Origin of the sequence: Streptomyces scabichelini, assembly GCF_011045015.1 — a bacterium.
GTDB lineage: Bacteria > Actinomycetota > Actinomycetes > Streptomycetales > Streptomycetaceae > Streptomyces > Streptomyces scabichelini.
This window is the reverse complement of the sequence record NZ_JAAKZY010000053.1, coordinates 23,961-46,553: the sequence shown is the minus strand read 5'-3', so window position 1 is coordinate 46,553 and position 22,593 is coordinate 23,961. Positions and strand designations below refer to the sequence as shown.

Below are 22,593 nucleotides of genomic sequence, written 5' to 3'. Positions count from 1 at the left end.
CTAGGAAGCCGGCGGTGGGATTTCCCACCGCCGGCTTTCGCTTGCCCCCGAATCGATGCGGTCGGCGAACCGGTGCGGTCAGCCGTGGTGGCCTCCACTCTTGCCACTGTCGCTGTTGCCGCTGTTGTGACTGCCACCGGGGTTCATGTGCTCGGACCCCTCTTCCATGGTCCCGCCGAGCGAGCCGCGCAGCGCCGTGACCGTCTTCTCGTCGCCGCTGGCGACCCACTTGCGGCCGACGAGGTAGTAGCCGCCGTAGTCCTTCGCCCCGTTCAGCCACTCACGCTGACCGCGATCGGTGGCGAAGGTCGCGAGGACGTACTTGCCGTCGGAGCTCTTGCAGAGGGCCTGGCGGATCGTGTCCGCGTCCGTCTGCATGTTCGGCTTGCAGCCGGCCTCACTCGCCAGGTGCTCCAGACTTCCGGTCGCGGTCTCGGGGACCTTCTCCCCACCGTCGTCCGAGCCGCAGCCGGTCAGCACCAGCAGGGCGGCCGCCATTCCGGCCACGGCCGTCTTCTGTCGCGTCAACCTCATCTGTTCCTCCGGTCGCTCTCCGTCGGCCTCGGGACCACCCTGAGGGTGGCGGTCCCGGCCCACGCCGCTGAGAGCCCTGGCAAGGGCCCTGCCTTCGATACGGCTCCCGCACGCTCCGCACTCAATCGACGCCGAATCCGCCCAGCTCCATGGTCACGTAAATCGGAGGTGGTCACGGGCACACTCGTGCGAGGGTGTGCCCGTGACCTCTGTGGACATGGAATGGGAAGAGCGCGTGGCGGCGGCCTGGGCCACGTTCGACGCCTCCGATGAGCCCGGTGAGGAGCACGCGGCGGACTTCCGCGCGGTGATCGACGCGCTCGTCGCCGAGCTGCCCGCCGACAGCCCCGTCGCCCCCTTCGAGCGGGCCTGTGCCTGGGACTCGACGGGCCACTCGGACCGGGCCGTGCCGCTGTACCGGGAGGCGCTGGCACGCGGGCTGGGCGGGTACAAGGGCCGGCGCGCGAAGATCCAGCTGTCCAGCTCGCTGCGGAACATCGGGCAGCCGGAGGAGGGCGTCAAGCTCCTGACACCCGAACTCGACGCACCGTCCGACGAGTTGGACGATGCCGTACGCGCCACCCTGGCGCTGTGCCTTGCCAGTCTGGGCCGGGAGCGCGAGGGTCTTGCCCTGGTGCTCGGAGCGCTCGCCCCGCATCTGCCGCGCTACCAGCGCTCCATGGCGAACTACGCGCGGCTGCTGGTGGAGCCGGAGGAGTTGTCACCGAGGAGGGGGACCCGAGGATGAGCGCGACAGTGACGACGGTCAGCAGCAACGGCGAGTACTCGTTCACCAAGCCGAACCGGGACAGCATCACGCTGCTCGCCGGGCTCGGTGTGGAGGGCGACGTACATGCCGGCGTGACGGTCAAGCACCGCTCACGGATGGCACAGGACCCGACCCAGCCGAACCTTCGCCAGGTGCACCTCATCCATGAGGAGCTCTTCGCCGAGGTCGGTACGGAGGGTTTCGTGGTGGTGCCCGGTGACCTCGGCGAGAACATCACCACCCGCGGCATCGATCTGCTCGGCCTGCCGGTCGGCACACTGCTGCGCATCGGCGACGACGCGGTGCTGGAAGTGACCGGCCTGCGCAACCCGTGCCTGCAGATCGACAACTTCGAGGACGGGCTGCTGAAGCAGGTCGTCGGCCGCGACGAAGCCGGGAACATCGTGCGCAAGGCCGGAATCATGAGCATCGTGCGGGAGGGCGGTGTGGTGCGCCCGGGCGACACGGTCAAAGCGGAGCTCCCCAGCGGGCCGCACCGGCCCCTGGAGCGGGTCTGACATCTCTCCGCCCGCCCGTGGATTGCTCCCTCCGGGCGAGGTGACCAACCAAGGATTCGCTCGTTCTGCTGAACGTGCAGTCACAGGATGTCGCCCCGCGCCAAGCAGCCGCCCCCTCCGCCTCCGGACCGGTCGTCGACGTCGAGCAGGCCGAGGCCGCGCTCGTCGAGCACTACCCGCGGCTGGTCCGGCTCGCCTATCTGGTGTTGCCGCCGAGCCTCGGCCGCACCCGCCGCGTGCTCACCGCGCACGCGCTCTCCCAGCGCGCGCTGCCCCGGAGCCGTAGGACCGGCGACGCGTCCGTCGTCCCGGCCCAGAAGACGGCCGGCCACGACACCGGGTACGCGTACCTGCGCCTCCAAGTCCTGCGTACGGCCCTGGAGGCCGGCCGCCCGCTGAAGCGCTCGTCCTGGCCGAAACGGGCCCAACTGCCGCCGCTGCTCCCCCAGGTGTGGGGCCTGCGGCTCTTCCCGTGCTCGGGCGGCGCCGACGAACTCGCCCTGGACCAACGGCTTTCGGCCCTCTCAGGACCGGCCCGTGCCGCCTACGTACTGCACGGCCTGGAGCAGCTGCCCGACACGGACGTACGCGAGCTGCTTGCCGCGGCAGGCGCGGAGGACCCGGCCGCGGCGCTCGTGGAGGCCGACGGAGTCGAGGCGCAGTACGCGCTGTTGACGTCCCCCGAGTTCGATCCGTGCTCCCTTCAGGCCCGGCCCACCGACCTGATGCGCCGCCGCCAGCACAGAAAGGCCGCACTCACCGCGGCCGCCGTCCTCGCGGTGTGCGGCGCGCTCCTCGCACTGCCCGGCGACGGCTGGGGTCCTGACGGCGCCGCGGCACCCCCGTATGCGCAGAACCCGGCGGCCCAAGCAGCCCTGGATCCGGGCAGGTTGACCTTGGTGGCCCCGGCCGTGTGGAAGTCCTCCGCGCGCACCGACTTCTCCGTGTGGCCCGCACGAGGCAACCTCACCGACGACAGGGCACTGTTGCGCCGCGCGCTCGCCGTGTGGGCGCGCCCCGGCGAGTCCGTGCGGGTCTCGGCCACCCCCGGCACCCCGGCGGGCGCCCCGCCCGGACCGCCCCAGCTCCTGTACGCGGGCGATGTCGACCAGGTCCGGGTCGTGCTGCTCTACGACGGTCTGCGCATCGCGCGCTACGCCGAGCCGAAGGACGGCACGCAGGGCGCCGCCCTCGACTTCGCGCGGGTCGACGGCGCCACCGGTGCCGGGGCGAACGCGGTGGTCCTGAACCGGACCGACGGCAACGTCCGTTATCTGACCGCGCCTTGGGTGCGGCAGGCCGCCGTACTCGACCTGCTGAAGCCCTCGGCGAGCACGGCTTCGAGCACGGCCTCGCTGAAGCTCTCGAAGGACGGCGTGACCGAGCCGTCCGCCAGTCCCGTGCAGCAGACCGGCGCGTGCCGCTCCTGGAACGTGCTCCGGCTCACCGACGACACGGACACCCGCCTGATGACCGACCTCGGCGAGCTGGCCCCGGCGCGCCTCACCTCGGGCCACCCCGCCAAGCCCCAAGAAGCCTCGGCATCGGCCTGGTCCTCGTCGGCCTGCTCTCTCGGCGCCGTGCGCGGCCGGGGCGTGCGCTCCGTGAACGCCTGGCAGTACGCCCGGCAGCCGCTGCCCGAGGCGAGCAGTTCCGCCGGCTGGCTGTGCATGCGCGCCGAGACCTGGCGCGGCACGGGCACGCGGGTCCTCGCCCAGTTCCACGTCCCCGGGCAGGCCTCCGGGGCGGTCGTGGCGAAGGCGGAGAACTCCCCCGCGTGCGGCGTCCGCGATCCGCATGTCCTGGCCGGCGTGAAGTGGAAGTCGGACAGCGGCGAGTGGTATCTGCTGGCCGCCGGAAGCAGGGACACGGCGTCCATCAGCGCCACGGGCGAGGTGAGCGGCAGCGCCCAGGACAGACTCCTCGCCGTACCGACCGAGCGGGGCGCGCAGGTGGAGTTGAAGGGACGCCTGGCCGACGGAAGGCCGGTCGCAGGACTCCGGTAGGCACACACGGAGTTCGGCACTGGACATGTGAACACCCGTGCGGCACCGTCCCGTTGAGGGCCGGATCCGATCGGTAAGGTGTTCGTATGACAACCGGGGTGCAGGTACGCCGCAGGATGGGCGTCGAGGAGCGGCGGCAGCAGCTGATCGGCGTCGCGCTCGAACTGTTCAGCCGACGCTCGCCCGACGACGTCTCCATCGACGAGATAGCGTCGGCCGCCGGTATTTCCCGGCCCCTGGTCTACCACTACTTTCCCGGCAAACTCAGCCTGTACGAGGCGGCGTTGAAGCGGGCTTCGGACGATCTGGCGGCCCGGTTCGTGGAGCCGCAGGAGGGGCCACTGGGGGCGCGGCTGCTGCGCGTGATGCGCCGGTACTTCGACTTCGTCGACGAACACGGGCCCGGTTTCTCGGCGTTGATGCGCGGCGGCCCGGCGGTGGGCTCCTCGAACACCAACGCCCTCGTCGACGGCGTACGGCAGGCCGCGTACTACCAGATCCTCGCGCATCTGGACATCGACCGGCCGCCCGCCCGGCTGGAACTCGTCATCCGCTCCTGGATCTCGCTCGCCGAGTCGACAGCGCTGATCTGGCTGGACGGGCGCCGCATTCCGCGCGCCGAGCTGGAGGCGCAGCTCGTCCACGACTTCGCGGCGCTGACGGCGGTGAGTGCCGCCTACGACGACGAGATGGCCGCGCTGCTGCGCCGCATGCTCAAGGACGAGCCGCCCGAGGGACCGTTCACGGACCTCCTCGGACGGCTGATCACGCTGGCGTCCTAGGCTTCCCCCGCACTCCCGGGCTTCGCCTCACTCCCGGACTTCCCGTCTCACTCCACGAACTTGCGGTACGAGGCGTCGAGGTCGCGCACCTCTGCGGAGGCGTGCAGTTCGACCCCGTCGGCGATCTTCACATGGGCCCGCAACAGCTCCAGCGTCGCCTCGGTCAGCGCGGCCTTCGTCTCGTCGGTGCGGCCGGGCAACAGCGCGATCATGACGTGCACATGAGCGTGCCCCTCCGTCCCCGCGCCGATCACGATGTCCTCGGTCGGCCGGAACCGCGTCTTGCACGCCTCGATCCTCGCGGCGGCCGTCTCCACCACCATCGGATGCAGCGCGAGCGCGAAACCCTTCCGGTCGAAGGCGTCGGCGAGCGGCACCGAGTACTCGACGGTGATCTGCGGCATGGGCACTCCTGTTCTACGGCTCTTGCCCTCACCCTAGCCGCAGGGCGAGCAGCGCGATGTCGTCCTCCCGTTCGTGGCCGAAGCAGTTCAGGAGTGTGTCGCAGAGAGTGGACACGCCGGGCGGGGCGTCGGCGGCGACCGTGCGGAGGTGTTCCAGGGAGACCGCCAGGTCCGTGCCGCGGGTTTCGATGAGGCCGTCGGTGACCAGGAGGAGCCGGTCCGCGGGCGTCAGCGTGATCTCCGACGGCGGCGGCCGGTCCAGGCCGAGGCCGAGGAGCGGGCCGTGGGCCTCGGCGTACTCGGCGGTGCCGCCCCCCGAGCTCCCGGCCGTGCTGAGGCACGAGGAATCCGCATCGCGCACGACGAGCGGCGGGATGTGGCCCGCGTTGGCGATGCGGGTGCGGCCGGTGTCCGGGTCGACGAGGGTCAGACAGACGGTGGCCGTGACATCCGGGTGGTAGTGCACCAGCATCCGGTCGAGCCGCTCGACGAGCACGGCCGGATCGGGGTCCTCGACGCAGTAGGCGCGCAGCGCGTGCCGGATCTCGACCATGACGGTGGCCGCGTCCAGCGAGTGCCCCACGACGTCGCCGACCGCGGCGAGCACCCCGTCCGAGGTGCGCAGGGCCGCGTAGAAGTCGCCGCCGATCTCGGTCTGCCGGGAGGCCGGTACGTACCGCACGACGACATCGACGCCCGGCAGCTCGGGCAGCCGCTGCGGCAGGAAACTGCGCTGGAGTGTCAGCGCGACATGACGTTCCACCTGGTACATCAGCAGCGGCTCCGCGGCCAGAGAGGTGGCCTGGGCGAGCCGGGCGACCATGCTGTCGGTGTCCGGCTCCGGGGTCCGGGCCGCACGAACGGGGGTCGCGAGGCACACCAGCGCGCCGCCGTCCTGGGTACGGACCAGCCTGAGGCGCGCGTCGTCGAGTCCGTCGAGTCCGGCCGGCCGGAAGAAGCCCCGGGGCCACAGCGGCGCGGGCACGACGATGCTGCGCACCTCGATCCGCCCCGCCGTGCAGCGCCGCATCAGCCGGATCACGGCCTCGTACGCGCTGCCGTCGGGCGGCGCGAGCCGCCTCCCGGAGGGTGAGCCGGCCCGGGACGTGCCCGTGTACAGCTCGCCGTCCTCACCGAGGACGAAGGCCGCGGCAGGACCGCAGGTCAGCCGTGCGGCGCCGGCGGCAGCGGCGGTGGCGAGTTCTTCGAGGCAGCGTGCGGCCTGTACCGACACGATCGCCTCGGAGAGCAGGGTGAGGCGCTGTACTCGTGTCTCGGCCCCGCTGCGGATCCGTGCGCCACGCACCGCGGCACGGACGACCGCCTGGATCTCCTCCGGCTCCGCGGGCACCGTCAGATACGCCTCGCCGCCCGCGTCCAAGCCGCGGCACCGGTCGCCCGCCGCCACGGCCGCGGCCGAGAAGTGCACGACAGGCAGGCCGGCCATGGGCGGCAGCGCCTTGAGACGGCGGCACAGGTCGAAACCGCTCATGTCGGGCAGCCCCACGTCGATGAGCGCCACGTCCGGCAGGGCGCCCTTCCGCAGCCGTACGTCGAGTTCGACGAGCGCCTCCGAGGCGCTGGCGACGGGCACCACGCTGTGCCCGGCACGACGCAGCACGGCACCCATGGCGTATCTGCCGGCCGCCGCGTCGTCGACCACCATCACGGTGGCGTCTGTGTGATTGCCGTTGGCGTCCATGACCACCGCCTCTCGGAGGCAACGTGCCGAGGCAGACCCAGGGTGTCCAGGCCTGCCCCACCAAGTTAGTGCGCCACCGGACGACCCGGTAAAAAAAACGGCGACGCTGGGCCCAGGAACGGCGAACGTGCCGGATTCCCGCTTGCAGGACGAGGACTTGACGATAGGGTCCGCGCCCGAGGCCGTTGCCGTCGGTCAGCAGCTCGTTTTGCCCGCGTGGAGGGCGAGCGCGGTGTTGGAGCCGAGCGTCGCCGTGAACTGGCCGGAGCCGTTCACCGTGACGGTGGTGTTGCTCTGGATGTCGCAGTACGTGCCTGCCGCCAGCGACGTCTGGTAGGTGCGGGTCAGGGACGCGGACTCGTGGTTGATGGCCACGAAGCCCTTGCTGCCGCGGCCGAAGGCGATGGCGTCGGCGTCGTTGTCCCACCAGTTCGTGACGGATTCGCCGCGGGTGGTGTTGCGGAAGGCGACCATCGACTGGATCTCCGGCCAGGCGTGCTGGCACTTCCAGCCGTCCTGCCAGCAGGCGCTCACCGTGCCGCCGTTGGGCGGGCCCGCTTCCGTCGACGAGAACTCGTAACCGGAGTTGATGTCCGGGGCGCCATAGGGGTACGCCAGCATGAAGACGTTCGCGAGCGTGTAGTCGGCGTTGTCCTTGTAGCTGAGCGTGGAGCCGTTGCGCTCGGTGTCGTGGTTGTCGACGAAGACGCCCGCGACGCCGCTGCTCAGGTAGCCCCAGCCCTCGCCGTAGTTCTTCAGGTAGGCGAGGTTCTCGTTGTCGAAGACCCGCTTGAGGCCGGTCGCGTACCGGAACTCCTGGACATCACCGTTGCCCGTGTACTCCGTGGGCTGGACCGCTTCCCCCGCCCCGTGGATGACCTCCTGCTTCCAGTACACGGACGGACTGCTCAGCCGGGACTTGATGTTCGCGAGGTCCGCCGCGGGCATGTGCTTGGCCGCGTCGATGCGGAAGCCGTCGACGCCGAGCGAGAGGAGGTCGTTCATGTACCCGGCGATCGTCTTGCGGACGTACTCCTCACCCGTGTCCAGGTCGGCGAGGTCGACCAGCTCGCAGTTCTGGACGTCGCCCCGGTCCTGGTAGTCGCTGATCCGGGAGGTGCAGTCGTCGAAGTCGTACGAGGAGTACAGGCCCGGGTAGTCGTACTTCGTGTACGCGGAGCCGCCGGTGCCGGTGCCCGAGCCCGCCGACATGTGGTTGACGACCGTGTCGGCGATGACCTTCACCCCGGCCGCGTGGCAGGTGTTCACCATGTCCTGGAAGGCGCTGCGGTCACCCAGCCGTCCGGCGATCTTGTAGCTCACCGGCTGGTACGAGGTCCACCACTGCGGGCCCTGTATGTGCTCGGCGGGCGGCGAGACCTGGACGAAGCCGTAGCCGGCGGGGCCGAGCCGGTCGGTGCACTCCCGGGCGACCGAGTCGAACTTCCACTCGAACAGGACCGCGGTGACGTCCTTCGTGCCGGGCGGCGACGCGGACGCGTTGCTCGCGGGGACGACGATCGCGGCGGCCGCAAGTGCGAGCGCGCAGGGCAGAGCTGTTCTCCTGGCCATGTGGGGGTTCCTTCTCCGTTGAAGGTTCTTGCTGCAAGACTTGCAAGCCGTGCGGTGCCGCAGATGGTAGAGGCCCGCCTTCCACTGCGGAAGGCGGGCCTCTGAAAATGCCGAAACTTCTTGCAGGGCCTGTCAGTTAGCGGTCCACCACACCGTCGTGTCCGCCGGCAGCTTCGCCTCGCCGTCGTCCGTGACGGTCACCTCGCCGCTGGTGAGCAGCACCCGCCCGTACGCCGGGACGGTCACCGCGTCGCTCCCGGTGTTCGCGGTGCAGGCGAACTCCCCGCGGCGGAAGGCGAGGACGCCCTCGGGCGACTTCAGCCACTCGACCCGGTCGCCGGCGCCGAGGTCCGGCTGCTCACGCCGTACGGCGAGCGCCGACCGGTACAGCTCCAGCGTGGAGCCCTCGGCCCCGGTCTGCGCCTCGATGCTCAGCTCGGCCCACTCGGCGGGCTGCGGCAGCCAGCTTCCGCCGCTGCCGAAGCCGTACGAGGAACCGTCACGCGTCCACGGGATCGGCACCCGGCAGCCGTCCCGGAACCCGTCCTGGCCTGCGCCCCGGAAGTAGGCGGGGTCCTGGCGCACCTCGTCCGCCAGGTCGACGACGTCCGGCAGGCCCAGCTCCTCGCCCTGGTAGACGTACGCCGAACCGGGCAGCGCCAGCATCAGCAGGGTCGCCGCCCGCGCCCGGCGCAGGCCCAGGTCGCGGTCTCCGGCGGTACGGATCTGGGTGCCGAGCCCGGCCGGGTTGGCGAAGCGGGTCGCGTGCCGGGTCACGTCGTGGTTGGAGAGCACCCAGGTGGCCGGGGCGCCCACCGGGCGCATCGCGTCGAGGGTGCGGTCGATGCAGTCGCGCAGCTCGGTGGCGTCCCAATAGGTGCTCAGGTACTGGAAGTTGAAGGCCTGGTGCAGCTCGTCGGAGCGTACGTAGTTGGCGGTGCGCTCGATGGTCGGGGTCCACGCCTCGGCGACGAAGATGCGATCGCCCGCGTACTCGTCGAGGACCGTGCGCCACTGGCGGTAGATGGCGTGCACGCCGTCCTGGTCGAAGAACGGCATGACATCGTTGCCCAGCAGTTTCACCTGCTCGTGCGCGCCCAGGTCGGGCAGCCCGTCGGCCTTGACCAGGCCATGGGCGACGTCGATGCGGAAGCCGTCCACGCCCATGTCGAGCCAGAACCGCAGGATCGAGCGGAACTCGTCGCCGACGGCCGGGTGGTCCCAGTTGAAGTCGGGCTGCTCGGGGGCGAAGAGGTGCAGGTACCACTCGCCGGGGGTGCCGTCCGGCTCGGTGACCCGCGTCCAGGCGGGCCCGCCGAAGATGGACTCCCAGTCGTTGGGCGGGAGCTCGCCGCCCGCGCCCTTCCCCGGCCGGAAGTGGTAGCGGTCCCGCAGCGGGGAGCCCGGTCCCTCGGCGAGCGCCCGCTTGAACCACTCGTGCTGGTCGGAGGAGTGGTTGGGCACGAGGTCGACGATGATCCTCAGGCCCAGCTCATGGGCGTCACGGATCAGCGCGTCGGCGTCGAGCAGGCTGCCGAACATGGGGTCGACGGCCCGGTAGTCAGCGACGTCATAGCCGGCGTCGGCCTGCGGGGAGGCGTAGAAGGGGCTGAGCCACACGGCGTCGACGCCGAGGTCGCGCAGATAGGGCAGACGGGAACGTACGCCCTCCAGGTCGCCCATGCCGTCGCCGTTGCTGTCGGCGAAGCTGCGCGGATAGACCTGGTAGATCACCGCGTCCCGCCACCAGTCGTGGTGTCTGGCGACGGTGGCGAGAGCCGACGTCGAAGCGGGGGCCGGGGCCGGATCGGTGGAGTGCTGGCTCATGGCGTCCTTGGTGCGATGCGTACGGGGGTCGGGTCGTGTTCGGTATGCGCGGGCGGGGTCGTGACGGGCGGGCGTCACCCCTTTGTGCCGCCCGCCGTGAGGCCGGTCACCAGGTTCTTCTGGACAAGGTAGAAGAACGCGGAGACGGGGATCGCGACCAACACCGCGGTGGCGGCCATGAGGTTGCGCTGCGCGTCGTGCTCGCTGACGAAGGTCTGCAGGGCGACCGCGAACGTGTACTTCGAGTCGTCCAGCATGAACGTGGAGGCGAAGGCGACCTCACCGAAGGCGGTGATGAAGTTGTAGAAGGCGGCGACTGCCAGGCCCGGCTTGGCGAGCGGCAGGATCAACCGCGCGAACGTGCCGAACGGGGTCAGTCCGTCGACGCGTCCCGCCTCGTCGATCTCGAAGGGGATGGTGTCGAAGTATCCCTTGAGCAGCCAGGCGCTGTAGGGCACGGCGGTCGAGCAGTTGACGAGGACCAGCCCAAGGTAGCTGTCGATGAGCTGGAGTTCCGACATGATCTCGTACATCGGCACGATGAGTACGGCTATCGGGAACATCTGGGTGACCAGTAGCACCCACATGAACTTCCTGTAGCCGGGAAAGCGCATGCGGGAGACCGCGTAGCCGGTGGTGGCGGCGACCAGTACGCCGATGAGCGTGGTGCCGAGCGAGACGACGAGCGTGCTCTTCAGCCAGTCGAAGAAGTTCGTCTCCTGGAGCACGAAGACGTAGTTGTCGAGCGTCATCTTGCCGAAGATGCGTCCGGGGTGCAGATAGTCGTCCTTGTCCGGGCCGAGGGACAGGAAGACCAGCCAGGCGATCGGGAAGAGCGCGATCAGGCTCGCCACGATCAGGATGCCGTGCGAGGTGAACGAGGCGGCGGCGCTGCGCTCGCCGCGCCGCCGGACCTTGCGCGGCGGGGCGGTGTCCGCGGGGGTCCGGTCCGCCGGGGCGGAGCTCTTGACGGTCGTGGTGCTCATGGGGACTCCTGCCTCAGATCGCGAGCTGCTGCTCGTTGCGGGCCAGCCAGCGGCGGTAGACGGAGGTGAAGACGATCAGGATGGAAAGCAGCAGGACGCCGTATGCCGCCGATTGCGCGTAGTCGCGCGGCTGCTGGCCGAAGCCCAGGTAGTACGCCCAGGTCACGAGGATCTGCGCGTCGGGCGCGGTGTCGCCGAAGAGCAAGAAGATGATCGTGAACTGGTTGAAGGTCCAGATGACGCCGAGCAGTACGACAGTGGAGCCGACCGGCCTGAGGCCCGGCAGCGTGACGTGCCGGAAACGCTGCCAGGCATTGGCCCCGTCCATCTCGGCAGCCTCGTACAACGCCGTGTCGATGGACTGCAGGCCGCCGAGCAGCGAGACCATCATGAACGGCACCCCGCACCAGGTGTTGACCATGATCGCGGCCGTCCGCTGCCAGAAGGAGTCCTCCAGCCACAGGGGCGCCGGCAGGTGCAGTGCTTCGAGCGCCGAATTGATGACGCCGCCGTCGGCGAGCATGAAGCGCCAGCCGAAGACGGTGACGAAGGTGGGCACGGCCCACGGCAGGACCAGGACGAGCCGGTAGAAGGTGCGGCCGCGCAGCTTCTGGTTGAGCAGCAGCGCGAGGCCGAGCCCGATGACGTAGTGCAGCGCGACGCAGAGCGCCGTCCAGACGATCGTCCAGACGAAGTGCGACCAGAAGCGGTCGTAGGCGGTCGGACCCCACAGGATGTCGGCGTAGTTGTCGAGGCCGATGAACTTGTAGGTGGCGTCGATGTGGTTGACGCCGATCTGGCGGGCCGAGTTGAGGCTGTTGGCGTCGGTGAGCGTCAGATAGAAGCCCCGCACCAGCGGGTAGCCCACCAGGACGCCGAGCACGACGATCACGGGCGCGATCATCGCGTACGCGTACCAGTACTTGTGGTACGCGCGCTTCAGGCGCTGCAACGGACCGGGCCGTGGCTCTCGGCCACCGCGACGCTTGCCGGTCGCTCGATCGATGGCGACTGTCATGGGTTCGACACCTTCGGGAAGATCAGAAGATCAGGGGTGACCTGGGAGTTCAGAGGACCTGGGAGTTCAGAGGTTCGGCACGCAGGCCGGTGGCCGCCGTCCACCCCCTGTCAGGTCGGGGCGGACCGGCGGCCACTCGGGTCACTTGGTGAAGTCCGGGACCAGCTTGGCGATCGCGGTCTCCGCGTTGCTCAGGCCCTTGTCCAGCGACTCGTTGCCGCCCGCGACCTTGTTCAGCTCGGCGTCGAGCGGGGTCCACAGCGAGCTGTACTCGGGGAGTGCCGGGCGCGGCTGGGCGGCGGCGAGCACCTTCTGGTAGCCGGCGATACCCGGGTCGGCCTTGACCTCCGCGGTGTAGGCGTCGTCGCGGGTCGGCAGGGTGGAGTTCTTGAGGGCGATCGTCTCCTGGGACTTCGCCGAGGTCATGAACTTCAGGAACTTCAGCGAGGCCTTCTGATGGGCCTGGTCCGAGCCGGCGTACACGGAGAGGTTGTGACCGCCGGTCGGGGCGCCCGCCTTGCCGGTGGAACCGGCCGGGACGGTGGCGATGCCGAGGTTGTCCTTGTCCTTGAAGGCCGAGCCCTTGTAGAAGTTCGTGATCTCCCAGGGGCCCTGGACGATCGAGGCGACCTTGCCGCTGACGAACGCCTCCTGGATATGGGCGTACGCGTCGGCGGTGGTGTCGGCCTTGTGCAGGCCCTTGCCGTCGAAGAGGCTCTCCCAGGTCTCGTACCCCTTGACCGCGGCGGGCGACCTGACGGTGATCTTCTTGGCGTCGGCGTCGACCGTGTCGGCACCTTCGCCGTAGAGGAAGGACTGCGCGTAGTAGGCCTGGGTGGAGCCCCAGTAGCCGTCGACGCCCGTCTTGTCCTCGATGGTGGCGGCGGCCTTCTTCAGGTCGTCCCAGGTGGCGGGCGCCTCGGCGATGCCCGCCTTCTTGAAGAGGTCCTTGTTGTAGACCAGCGCGAGCGTGTCGGTGACCAGCGGCACGCCGTACGTCTTGCCGTCGTACTTGGCCTGCTCGATCAGGCTGGGCTGGAACTTGTCCTGGTCCGCGAGGGCCTCGGTGCCGTCCAGCGGCAGGAAGAAGCTCTTCTTGGCGAAGGCGGGGGTCCAGCCGACCTCGGAGCGCAGGATGTCCGGGGCGCCCTTGGATCCGGCGGCGGTGTCGAACTTGTTCTGCGCCTGGTCGAAGGGCACGTTGACGTACTCGACCTTGATGCCCGGGTTGGCCTTCTCGAAGTCCTTGGCCAGGGCCTTGTACGTCGGTGCCTCATTGGTGGCGTTGGAGGTGTCCCACCAGGTGATGGTGACCGGGCCGTCCGCCTCGCCACTGTCGCTGTCGCCGCCGCAGGCCGTCGCCGCGAGGGCGAGGGACGCCACCAGTGCGGTGGCCGCTATGCCACGCCGCATGAGTTCTCCTTGAGGGTGAAAGCCCGTGTGGTCGAGGAAACGGCCCCGTCCGCCGTCCCTGCCGACTTGGCGACTGCCTCGTTGCCGCCGCCGGGCGACGCCGAACGTAACAGCGCTGAAATGGTTTCGAAAGAGCTTGCAGCAAAAAACTGCAAGGTATCTTGGAAGTTATTCGGACGTGACCCCAGAGCGACCGTCGTGAGACGCTTGTTTACAGCCCTGAAGCAGGTGGGACCGCCTGTGCAAGACTCTGCAAGCCCTTGCCATCACTTTCTTGAGGGAGCGCGATGACCCAGCAGCCCGGACCGGGCCGGTCAGCAGGTCGCCCACGGCGCCGGATCGGTGTGCAAGGCGAGAACCGGCCGGTACAGTCCACCCCTGTGACCACACGGCTTGCCGACATCGCAGCCCAGGCAGGGGTGAGCGAAGCGACCGTCAGCCGCGTCCTGAACGGGAAGCCGGGTGTCGCCGCCGCCACCCGCCAGTCCGTACTGGCCGCACTGGACGTCCTCGGCTACGAACGCCCGGTACGGCTGCGGCAGCGCAGCGAAGGTCTGGTGGGCCTGATCACGCCGGAGCTGGAGAACCCGATATTCCCGGCTCTCGCCCAGGTCATCGGCCAGGCACTGACCCGGCAGGGCTACACCCCGGTCCTCGCGACCCAGACCCCGGGCGGCTCCACCGAGGACGAGCTGACGGAGATGCTCGTCGACCGGGGCGTCGCCGGGATCATCTTCGTCTCGGGCCTGCACGCCGACACCTCCGCGGACATGCAGCGCTACGAGCAGCTGCGCGGCCAGGGCGTCCCCTACGTCCTCGTCGACGGTTTCTCGCCGAAGGTCCAGGCACCCTTCATCTCGCCGGACGACCGCGCGGCCATGACGCTCGCGGTGACCCACCTCGTCTCGCTCGGTCACACGAACATCGGGCTCGCCCTGGGTCCGAAGCGGTTCGTGCCCGTACAGCGGAAGATCGAAGGCTTCGTGCGCACGATGCAGGATCTGCTGGGCCTGCGTACGGACGACATCGAGCAGCGTCTGGTGCAGCACTCGCTGTACACCCTGGAGGGCGGCCAGGCCGCGGCCGCCGCTTTGATCGACCGCGCGTGCACGGCCGTCGTCTGCGCGAGCGACATGATGGCGCTCGGTGCGATTCGCGCGGCGCGGCAGCGTGGCCTGGAGGTCCCGCGGGACGTCTCGGTCGTCGGTTTCGACGACTCACCGCTCATCGCCTTCACCGACCCGCCACTCACGACGATCCGCAAGCCGGTGCCGGCCATGGGCCAGGCGGCCGTGCGGACGTTGCTCGAGGAGATCGGCGGGACGCCGGCTCCCCACAGTGAGTTCGTGTTCATGCCGGAGCTGGTGGTGCGGGGTTCGACCGCTTCGGCCCCTGGGGACCGGAATCGTCCCTAAGGAGTAGAAACGCCGTTCCCCACAGGTCCCTCAGGCGTAGAACGTGCGAGCAGGACCAGACCGACGGATGATCGGTGGGGGAGGGATTCTCTGGCAGACTCTGACCCTATGGGTGAGACGACCGTGACGACACTGGATGGCCGTCAGCAGGCCGGTCCAACGCCCGTCGCGGACGAGAGCGCCGGCCGCGCGGGCCAGAACCTCCTGCGCCGGCTGCGTGCGCCAAAACGCCCCCGGCTCTGGTTCGAAATCCTTCTGATCGCGGTGAGTTACTGGACGTACTCGCTCATCCGCAACGCCGTCCCGGAGCAGAAGGCCGAAGCCCTGCGCAACGCCGACTGGATCTGGAAGGTGGAGCACAACCTCGGGCTCGCCTTCGAGGAGTCCGTCAACCGCGCCGTGAACTCGGTGACATGGCTGATCGTCGGCATGAACTACTACTACGCGACACTGCACTTCATCATCACGCTCGGTGTCCTGGTGTGGCTCTTCCGTAGCCATCCCGGCCGTTACGCGGCGACCCGCATGGTGCTGTTCGCGACCACGGGTGTGGCCCTCGTCGGCTACTACCTGTATCCGCTCGCCCCGCCCCGCCTGATGAACGGCAACGACTTCATCGACACGGTCGTCGTCCACCAGACCTGGGGCTCCATGGCCTCCGGCGACCTGAAGAACATGTCGAACCAGTACGCCGCGATGCCCTCCATGCACATCGGCTGGTCCCTCTGGTGCGGCCTGACGATCTTCGCCCTCGCCTCGGTCCCCTGGGTCCGCGTCCTCGGCCTGCTGTACCCGACGACGACGCTGGTGGTCATCGTCGCCACGGCCAACCACTTCTGGCTGGACGCGGTGGGGGGCATGCTGTGCCTGGCGTTCGGCTACACGGTGGCGCGGGTCTGGTACGGGGTACTGCCGTACGGCTTGCCGCGACTGGTACCGGCACCGACCCGCGGCCGGGAGCCGCAGCTCCTCCCGACCAGAACCTGACTCCCACGGCCTGAACGGCCTCGCCGCCCTCGGAAGGAACCATTCGGCTCGCATGCGCGTGGCCGCCTGGGGGTGACCGGTGAGGGGGGACGGTCGTGGTCGTGGAGGACAGGAGGCCGGGGCTCGGCGGGGTCGTGCAGCGGGGTCTCGGACTGAAAGAGAAGCTGCGGTCGGTGCTGTGGCTGCGTGTGCCCGTCACCGTGGTTCTCTTATGCCTGGCCGGCTACCTCGCCGTGCCGATTGCGCACGAGTACCAGGATCGGCAGACCTACCGGCACGCCCCCGCCTGCCCGGCCGGGCAGAGTCGTACAGCCGCCGCCGATGCCGACTGCCTCGTGCATGCCACCGGGCTGATCACGGACAAGAAGGCCTGGGAGAGTTGCTCGTCGGATTCATACGGCCGACGCTGCGGAACGGTCTACCGTCTGTGGGCTGGCACACGGGTCCACGAGGAGCAGCGCACCGAGTCGATCCGCGTGGAAGAGGACACGTACGAGTACATCCACCGCCGCGACCACGCTGAGCTGCGCTTCTGGCATGACGAGCTGGTGCGGATCACCGTGCGCGACCATACCGAGCGACTCGACCCCTATTTCGGCTTCCGGGAGGGGAAGCTGCTGTGGTGGCTGATGGGAGCCTGGTTCGCCCTGGGAGCCGCCGTCACCGTGGCGACGGGCTACGTCCGACGGGTACTGTCCCACTGGAAGGGCCTGTGGGTCCCGGCGTACTACTTCCTCCCGTACGCAGCGGTCGCCTCCACGATCGAGGGCGTGCTGTTCGACGCGCAGCCCATGTGGGCGTGGATCATGTTTGCGGTCGTGATGGGGCCACCCGGCATCGTCATGATGTGGGTCTTCCTGACGGAAAGGGACTAGTAGGGAGACGGGACGCTACCCCCCGTAGAAAAGCTCCTCCACCACACCCCGAGCCCGACGCGTCGTCCGCCGATAAGCGTCCAGCATGTCCCCCACATGCCCCGGCCCGTATCCCAGATACCGCCCCACCGCCGCCAGCTCACGCCCGTCCGACGGGAACGTGTCGCCGGCCCGCCCCCGCACCAGCATCACCGCGTTCCGCACGCGTGTGGCGAGCACCCACGCCTCGTCGAGTATCGAGGCGTCCTCGCCGGAGATCAGCCCGGCGGCACACGCGGCGGCCAGGGCCTCACGCGTCCGGGTCGTACGCAGCCCCGGCTCCGCCCAGCCGTGCTGGAGCTGGAGGAGTTGCACGGTCCACTCCACGTCGGACAGCCCGCCACGCCCCAGCTTGGTGTGGAGCGTCGGATCGGCGGCACGGGGCAGGCGCTCGGACTCCATACGGGCCTTCAGCCGCCGGATCTCCCGTACGGCATCGTCACCGAGTCCTTCCGCGGGGTACCGCAAGGGATCTATCAGCTCGATGAACCGCCGCCCCAGGTCCGCGTCCCCGGCGACGGGTTCGGCCCGCAGCAGGGCCTGCGACTCCCACCCCAGCGACCACCGCCGGTAGTACGCCTCGTAGGAGTTCAAGGTCCGCACCAGCGGACCCGACTTCCCCTCCGGCCGCAGATCGGCGTCGATCAGCAGCGGCGGGTCGGAGCTCGGGATCTGCAGCAGTCGCCCCATCTCGGCCACCACGGCCTGGGCGGCCTGCGAGGCCTCCTGCTCGGCCACGCCCTCGCGCGGCTCGTGCACGAACAGGACGTCCGCGTCCGAGCCGTAACCCAGCTCGTGCCCGCCGAAGCGCCCCATCCCGATCACCGCGAACCGGGTCGGCAACGTGTCGCCCCACTTGTCGCGTACGACGGCGCGCAACGTGCCTGCGATGGTCGCGGCCGTGAGGTCCGACACCGCACCGCCGACGAGATCGACGAGCGCGCCCTGATCTGCCGCGGCGGGCGACTCCTCCGTGCCGTACGAGCGGACGATGTCGGCGGCGGCCGTACGGAACAGCTCACGCCGCCGCACCCCGCGCGCGGCGGTGACCGCGGCCTCTCCCCCGTCGGCCCGCCCCACCGCGGCGAGGATCTCCTGCTCCAGGTGGGCGCGGTCGCGCGGGCCGAGGCCGCCCCCGTCTCCGTCGCCGAGCAGCGCCACCGCCTCCGGGGCCCGCATCAGCAGGTCGGGCGCGAGCCGCCCGGCGGACAGCACCCGGGCCAGGTTCTCGGCGGCGGCTCCCTCGTCCCGGAGCAGCCGGAGGTACCAGGGGGTCTTGCCCAGGGCGTCGGACACCTTGCGGAAGTTGAGCAGCCCGGCGTCGGGGTCGGCTGAGTCCGCGAACCAGCCGAGCAGCACGGGCAGCAGCGTCCGCTGGATCGCGGCCTTGCGCGTGACCCCGGAGGCGAGCGCCTCCAGGTGGCGCAGTGCGGACGCCGGGTCCGCGTAGCCGAGCGCGACCAGCCGCTCCCGTGCCGCGTCCGCGCTCAACCGGGCCTCGCCGGGCGCGAGTTGGGCGACGGCGTCGAGCAGCGGCCGGTAGAAGAGCTTCTCGTGCAGCCTTCGTACGACGGACGCGTGCCGCCGCCATTCACGGTTCAGCTCGGTGACGGGGTCGGTGCGCAGGCCCAGCGAGCGGCCCATGCGGCGCAGGTCGGCGTCGTTCTCGGGCACAAGGTGCGTACGCCGCAGCCGGTAGAGCTGGATGCGGTGTTCCATGGAGCGCAGGAACCGGTACGCCTCGTCGAGCTGTACGGCGTCGACACGCCCCACATAGCCGCCGGCGGCCAGGGCCTTCAGCGCCTCAAGCGTGGTCCGGCTCCGCAGCGACGTGTCGGCCCGGCCGTGCACCAGCTGAAGGAGCTGTACCGCGAACTCGACGTCCCGCAGCCCGCCGGGACCGAGCTTCAGTTCGCGCTCGATCTCGCTCGCGGGGATGTTCTCGACGACGCGGCGGCGCATCTTCTGCACGTCGGGGACGAAGTTCTCGCGTTCGGCAGCCTGCCAGACGAGGGGGGCGAGCGTGGCGACGTACTCCTCGCCGAGTTCGATGTCCCCGGCGACCGGCCGCGCCTTGAGCAGGGCCTGGAACTCCCAGGTCTTGGCCCAGCGCTGGTAGTAGGCGAGGTGGCTGGACAGCGAGCGGACGAGCGGACCGTTTCTGCCCTCCGGCCGCAGATTGGCGTCGACGGGCCAGATCGAGCCCTCGACGGTGGTCTCGGAGCAGATCCGCATCAGGTGGGAGGCGAGCCGGTTCGCGGCCTGCAGGGCCTTGGCCTCGTCGGCCCCGTCCATGGCCTCGGCGACGAAGATGACGTCGACGTCGGATACGTAGTTCAGCTCGTGGCCGCCGCACTTGCCCATCGCGATGACCGCGAGCCGGCACAGCGCGGCGTCCTCGGGGGCGGCGGCCCGCGCGATGGCGAGCGCGGCGCGCAGCGTGGCGGTCGCGAGGTCCGCGAGCTCGGCGGCCGTCTCGGCGAGGTCCGTGGTCCCGCACACGTCACGCGCGGCGATGGACAGCAGACAGCGCCGGTAGGCGACCCGCAGCGCGACCGGGTCGGAGGCCTCGGCGAGCCCGCGCTCGAACTCCGCGATCCCGGGGTGCAGGTCCTGCGGCTCGTACATCGCGAGGACGTGCCAGTCGAGCGGATGCCGCGCGAGATGGTCGGCGAGCGCGGCGGACGCGCCGAGCACTCCGAGCAGCCGGTCGCGCAGCGGCTTCGACGCGATCAGCGTGTCAAGCAACTCACGCTGCCCCGCGTGATCCTTCTGCGCCTCGACGAGACGCCCGAGCCCGAGCAGCGCCAGATCCGGATCGGCGGTCGCCCCGAGGGCGTCGAGCAGCACCGGATCGTTCCTTATGGGCGCCAGCTCCGTGCTCTCCAGGAGCCGCTCGGCGGCCGACGGATCGGTGAAGCCGTGCCGCAGCAGCCGCGTGAAGGTACTGCTTCTGCGCCCCGGCGTCGCCATGCCCGGCCTCCCCTCGGATCAAGGTCGTACGGCCCTGAGCCTAACCGGAGTACCTGAGGGAAGCGCCCGGGCGGGACCAGGCCTGTCTCGTGCCGCGATGAGTTCGGGCGGGCCGCGGAGTCTGTTCTGGTGAGGAGGAGAAAACGTATGGAACCACGAGCAGAACTCGACACCCGCTACAGCAGCGAAGGCGCCACCGCACCCCCCTGGCCGGAGGCCGAGGCGCTGATCTCCGAGGCCGAGCTCTTCTGGATCTCCACCGTGCGGCCCGACGGACGGCCGCACGTCACGCCGCTGCCCGCCGTGTGGGCGGACGGCGCGCTGCACTTCTGCACCGGTCCGGAGGAACGCAAGGCGAGGAATCTCGACAGCAACCCGCACGTCGTGCTGACCACCGGCACCAACACCTGGAACAAGGGCTACGACCTGGTCGTGGAAGGCGAGGCGGTCCGGATCACCGACGACGGCAGGCTGCGCGAACTGGCCGACGCCTGGGAGCGCAAGTACGGCAGCTTCTGGCATTTCGAGGTGCGCGACGGCCGCTTCCACCACGGTCCGGGGGCCGCTTTTGTCTTTTCTGTGGCGCCCCGGACTGTTTTCGGCTTCGGTAAGGGGGAGCCGTTCAGCCAGACCCGCTGGCGGTTCGGGTGACACTCCCACGGGGCGAACTGGAGGACCAGTACATGGAGTACACGCTCGAAGTGATCCCGCTGCCTGTCAGCGACATCGACCGGGCCCGCGACTTCTACCGGGACAAGGTCGGCTTCCATGTCGACGTCGACCGGGAGGTCATGCCGGGCATGCGCATCGTCCAGCTGACGCCTCCGGGCTCCGGCTGTTCGGTCGCCCTGGGTGACAGCATCTGGGAGACCATGGACGGACCGCGGCCGGCACCCGGCTCGTACCAGGGCCTTCAGCTGTGCGTCACGGACATCAAGGCGGCCCACGCCGAACTGACCGAGCGGGGCCTGGAGGTCTCCGAGCCGATGCAGCTGGCGCCGGACGACGGCGCCACGTTCATGTACTTCAAGGACCCGGACGGCAACGGCTGGGCGATCCAGGAGTACCGCCGCCGCGCCACCGAGCCGCTGCACGAGCTGCTGGCCGAGCAGAAGAGGCAGCGGGAGAGCTGAGCGGGAACGGGGAACGGTCGGGGGCGCCGATCCGGCGCCCCCGACCGCCCACGCGCCTACAGAACCGGCAGGTTCTTCCGCAGCTCGAAGGCCGTGACCTCGCTGCGGTACTCCTCCCACTCCTGGCGCTTGTTGCGCAGGAAGAAGTCGAAGACGTGCTCGCCGAGCGTCTCGGCGACCAGGTCGCTGCGTTCCATCAGGGACAGGGCCTCGCCGAGGTTCTGCGGGAGGGGCTCGATGCCCATCGCGCGGCGTTCGGGGTCGGTGAGGGCCCAGACGTCGTCCTCGGCGCCCGGCGGGAGCTCGTAGCCCTCCTCGATGCCCTTGAGGCCGGCGGCCAGCAGGACCGCGTACGCCAGGTACGGGTTCGCGCCCGAGTCCAGGGAGCGGACCTCGACCCGCGCGGAGCCGGTCTTGCCGGGCTTGTACATCGGGACGCGGACCAGGGCCGAGCGGTTGTTGTGGCCCCAGCAGATGTACGAGGGGGCCTCGCCGCCGGCGCCCGCGGTGCGCTCGGCGCCGCCCCAGATGCGCTTGTAGGAGTTGACCCACTGGTTGGTGACGGCCGCGATCTCGGCGGCGTGCTTCAGCAGGCCCGCGATGAAGGAGCGGCCCACCTTGGAGAGCTGGTACTCCGAGCCCGACTCGTAGAACGCGTTCCGGTCACCCTCGAAGAGCGAGAGGTGCGTGTGCATACCGCTGCCGGGGTGCTCGGAGAACGGCTTCGGCATGAAGGTCGCCTGGACGCCCTGCTCCAGCGCCACCTGCTTCATGACCAGGCGGAACGTCATGATGTTGTCGGCCGTGGACAGCGCGTCCGCGTAGCGGAGGTCGATCTCCTGCTGGCCCGGCGCGCCCTCGTGGTGCGAGAACTCGACCGAGATGCCCATCGACTCCAGCATCGTGATCGCCTGGCGGCGGAAGTCCATGCCGACGTTCTGCGGGGTGTGGTCGAAGTAGCCGGAGTTGTCGGCGGGCGTCGGGCGCGAGCCGTCCAGCGGGCGGTCCTTCAGCAGGAAGAACTCGATCTCCGGGTGGGTGTAGAAGGTGAAGCCCAGGTCGGAGGTCTTGGCGAGGGCCCGCTTCAGGACATAGCGCGGGTCCGCGAAGGACGGCGAGCCGTCCGGCATGAGGATGTCGCAGAACATGCGCGCCGTGCCGGGGGCCTCCGCGCGCCACGGCAGGACCTGGAAGGTCGACGGATCCGGCTTGGCGATCATGTCGGACTCGTACACCCGGGCGAAGCCCTCGATCGCGGAGCCGTCGAAGCCGATGCCCTCGTCGAAGGCCTGCTCCAGCTCGGCCGGGGCCACGGCCACGGACTTGAGGAAGCCCAGCACGTCCGTGAACCACAGCCGTACGAACCGGATGTCGCGCTCCTCCAGCGTCCGGAGCACGAACTCCTGCTGCTTGTCCATCTTCCGCTTCCACCCATCCTTGCTGGTCAGGCCACCTGCTCCGCGCCCACGGGAGGCGGTCGAGCACCTGAGCATCACACCACAACACCATTTCGTGCGCGTTGCCGACCTTGATCGGGCGGCCGACCACGGTCTGAACGCCTCGCGTACGTCAGGTGTCCTGCTCTGCTGCCCATACTGCCTGCTCACCCGAGTCCCTGTAATGCCCGGCCCCCACACTTT

At 69.8% G+C, this 22,593-nt stretch carries 19 protein-coding genes; 9 read left to right on the top strand and 10 right to left on the bottom strand.

Features of this window, described 5'->3' with window-relative positions; all coding sequences use genetic code 11:
* Window positions 1-78: 78 nt before the first annotated feature.
* Window positions 79-534, bottom strand: coding sequence for a hypothetical protein (locus G5C60_RS18685; RefSeq protein ID WP_206439688.1), 456 nt, complete (start codon window positions 532-534; stop codon window positions 79-81).
* 217 nt (window positions 535-751) lie between these two features.
* Between G5C60_RS18685 and G5C60_RS18680 the strand changes: the two genes are divergently transcribed.
* From G5C60_RS18680 to G5C60_RS18665, 4 genes are all read left to right on the top strand, one after another.
* A complete protein-coding gene (locus tag G5C60_RS18680) occupies window positions 752-1,282 on the top strand; it encodes a tetratricopeptide repeat protein (protein WP_165260681.1) in 531 nt (176 codons plus the stop codon).
* Window positions 1,279-1,821, top strand: coding sequence for an MOSC domain-containing protein (locus G5C60_RS18675; RefSeq protein ID WP_165260657.1), 543 nt, complete (start codon window positions 1,279-1,281; stop codon window positions 1,819-1,821). Before G5C60_RS18680 ends, G5C60_RS18675 begins: the two co-directional genes overlap by 4 nt.
* Window positions 1,822-1,895: 74 nt before the next feature.
* Window positions 1,896-3,827, top strand: a complete 1,932-nt coding sequence (locus G5C60_RS18670; protein WP_165260655.1) for a hypothetical protein — start codon at window positions 1,896-1,898, stop codon at window positions 3,825-3,827.
* 86 nt (window positions 3,828-3,913) lie between these two features.
* The gene (locus G5C60_RS18665) at window positions 3,914-4,609 is read left to right on the top strand and encodes a TetR/AcrR family transcriptional regulator (RefSeq protein WP_206439687.1); all 696 of its coding nucleotides are present in this window, start codon (window positions 3,914-3,916) and stop codon (window positions 4,607-4,609) included.
* Between the two features lie 47 nt (window positions 4,610-4,656).
* Here G5C60_RS18665 and G5C60_RS18660 read toward each other — a convergent pair whose 3' ends face one another.
* The 7 genes from G5C60_RS18660 to G5C60_RS18630 all read right to left on the bottom strand — a co-directional run bounded on the left by G5C60_RS18660 (window position 4,657) and on the right by G5C60_RS18630 (window position 13,531).
* Window positions 4,657-5,013, bottom strand: coding sequence for a 5-carboxymethyl-2-hydroxymuconate Delta-isomerase (locus G5C60_RS18660; RefSeq protein WP_165260653.1), 357 nt, complete (start codon window positions 5,011-5,013; stop codon window positions 4,657-4,659).
* 28 nt (window positions 5,014-5,041) lie between these two features.
* Complete coding sequence (locus G5C60_RS18655) at window positions 5,042-6,715, bottom strand: fused response regulator/phosphatase (RefSeq protein ID WP_165260651.1); 1,674 nt, start codon at window positions 6,713-6,715, stop codon at window positions 5,042-5,044.
* A 195-nt stretch (window positions 6,716-6,910) separates the two neighbouring features.
* Window positions 6,911-8,287 (bottom strand): alpha-amylase, encoded by a 1,377-nt coding sequence (locus G5C60_RS18650; RefSeq protein ID WP_165260649.1) that lies wholly within the window; start codon window positions 8,285-8,287, stop codon window positions 6,911-6,913.
* 132 nt (window positions 8,288-8,419) lie between these two features.
* Window positions 8,420-10,114: a glycoside hydrolase family 13 protein gene (locus G5C60_RS18645; protein WP_165260647.1), complete on the bottom strand. Its 1,695-nt coding sequence runs from the start codon at window positions 10,112-10,114 to the stop codon at window positions 8,420-8,422.
* 74 nt (window positions 10,115-10,188) lie between these two features.
* Window positions 10,189-11,100, bottom strand: a complete 912-nt coding sequence (locus G5C60_RS18640; RefSeq protein WP_165260645.1) for a sugar ABC transporter permease — start codon at window positions 11,098-11,100, stop codon at window positions 10,189-10,191.
* A 13-nt stretch (window positions 11,101-11,113) separates the two neighbouring features.
* A complete protein-coding gene (locus G5C60_RS18635) occupies window positions 11,114-12,118 on the bottom strand; it encodes a carbohydrate ABC transporter permease (RefSeq protein WP_165260643.1) in 1,005 nt (334 codons plus the stop codon).
* Window positions 12,119-12,259: 141 nt separating this feature from the next.
* Window positions 12,260-13,531, bottom strand: a complete 1,272-nt coding sequence (locus G5C60_RS18630; RefSeq protein ID WP_165260641.1) for an extracellular solute-binding protein — start codon at window positions 13,529-13,531, stop codon at window positions 12,260-12,262.
* A gap of 380 nt (window positions 13,532-13,911) precedes the next feature.
* On the opposite strand from G5C60_RS18630, the gene G5C60_RS18625 reads away from it, so the two are divergent.
* From G5C60_RS18625 to G5C60_RS18615, 3 genes are all read left to right on the top strand, one after another.
* Complete coding sequence (locus G5C60_RS18625; RefSeq protein ID WP_338145861.1) at window positions 13,912-14,946, top strand: LacI family DNA-binding transcriptional regulator; 1,035 nt, start codon at window positions 13,912-13,914, stop codon at window positions 14,944-14,946.
* Between the two features lie 108 nt (window positions 14,947-15,054).
* Complete coding sequence (locus tag G5C60_RS18620; protein WP_165260637.1) at window positions 15,055-15,933, top strand: phosphatase PAP2 family protein; 879 nt, start codon at window positions 15,055-15,057, stop codon at window positions 15,931-15,933.
* A gap of 101 nt (window positions 15,934-16,034) precedes the next feature.
* Window positions 16,035-16,808, top strand: a complete 774-nt coding sequence (locus G5C60_RS18615; protein WP_165260635.1) for a hypothetical protein — start codon at window positions 16,035-16,037, stop codon at window positions 16,806-16,808.
* Window positions 16,809-16,823: 15 nt separating this feature from the next.
* Here G5C60_RS18615 and G5C60_RS18610 read toward each other — a convergent pair whose 3' ends face one another.
* Window positions 16,824-19,820, bottom strand: coding sequence for a bifunctional [glutamine synthetase] adenylyltransferase/[glutamine synthetase]-adenylyl-L-tyrosine phosphorylase (locus G5C60_RS18610; protein WP_165260633.1), 2,997 nt, complete (start codon window positions 19,818-19,820; stop codon window positions 16,824-16,826).
* Window positions 19,821-19,967: 147 nt separating this feature from the next.
* Here G5C60_RS18610 and G5C60_RS18605 point away from each other — a divergent pair, with 147 nt between their 5' ends.
* Window positions 19,968-20,471 carry a pyridoxamine 5'-phosphate oxidase family protein gene (locus G5C60_RS18605; RefSeq protein ID WP_165260631.1) on the top strand — a complete coding sequence of 168 codons (504 nt, stop codon included), beginning with the start codon at window positions 19,968-19,970 and terminating at the stop codon, window positions 20,469-20,471.
* A gap of 32 nt (window positions 20,472-20,503) precedes the next feature.
* Complete coding sequence (locus tag G5C60_RS18600) at window positions 20,504-20,953, top strand: VOC family protein (RefSeq protein WP_165260677.1); 450 nt, start codon at window positions 20,504-20,506, stop codon at window positions 20,951-20,953.
* 56 nt (window positions 20,954-21,009) lie between these two features.
* Here G5C60_RS18600 and glnA read toward each other — a convergent pair whose 3' ends face one another.
* Window positions 21,010-22,371 carry a type I glutamate--ammonia ligase gene (glnA, locus tag G5C60_RS18595; RefSeq protein WP_165260629.1) on the bottom strand — a complete coding sequence of 454 codons (1,362 nt, stop codon included), beginning with the start codon at window positions 22,369-22,371 and terminating at the stop codon, window positions 21,010-21,012.
* Window positions 22,372-22,593: the final 222 nt, after the last annotated feature.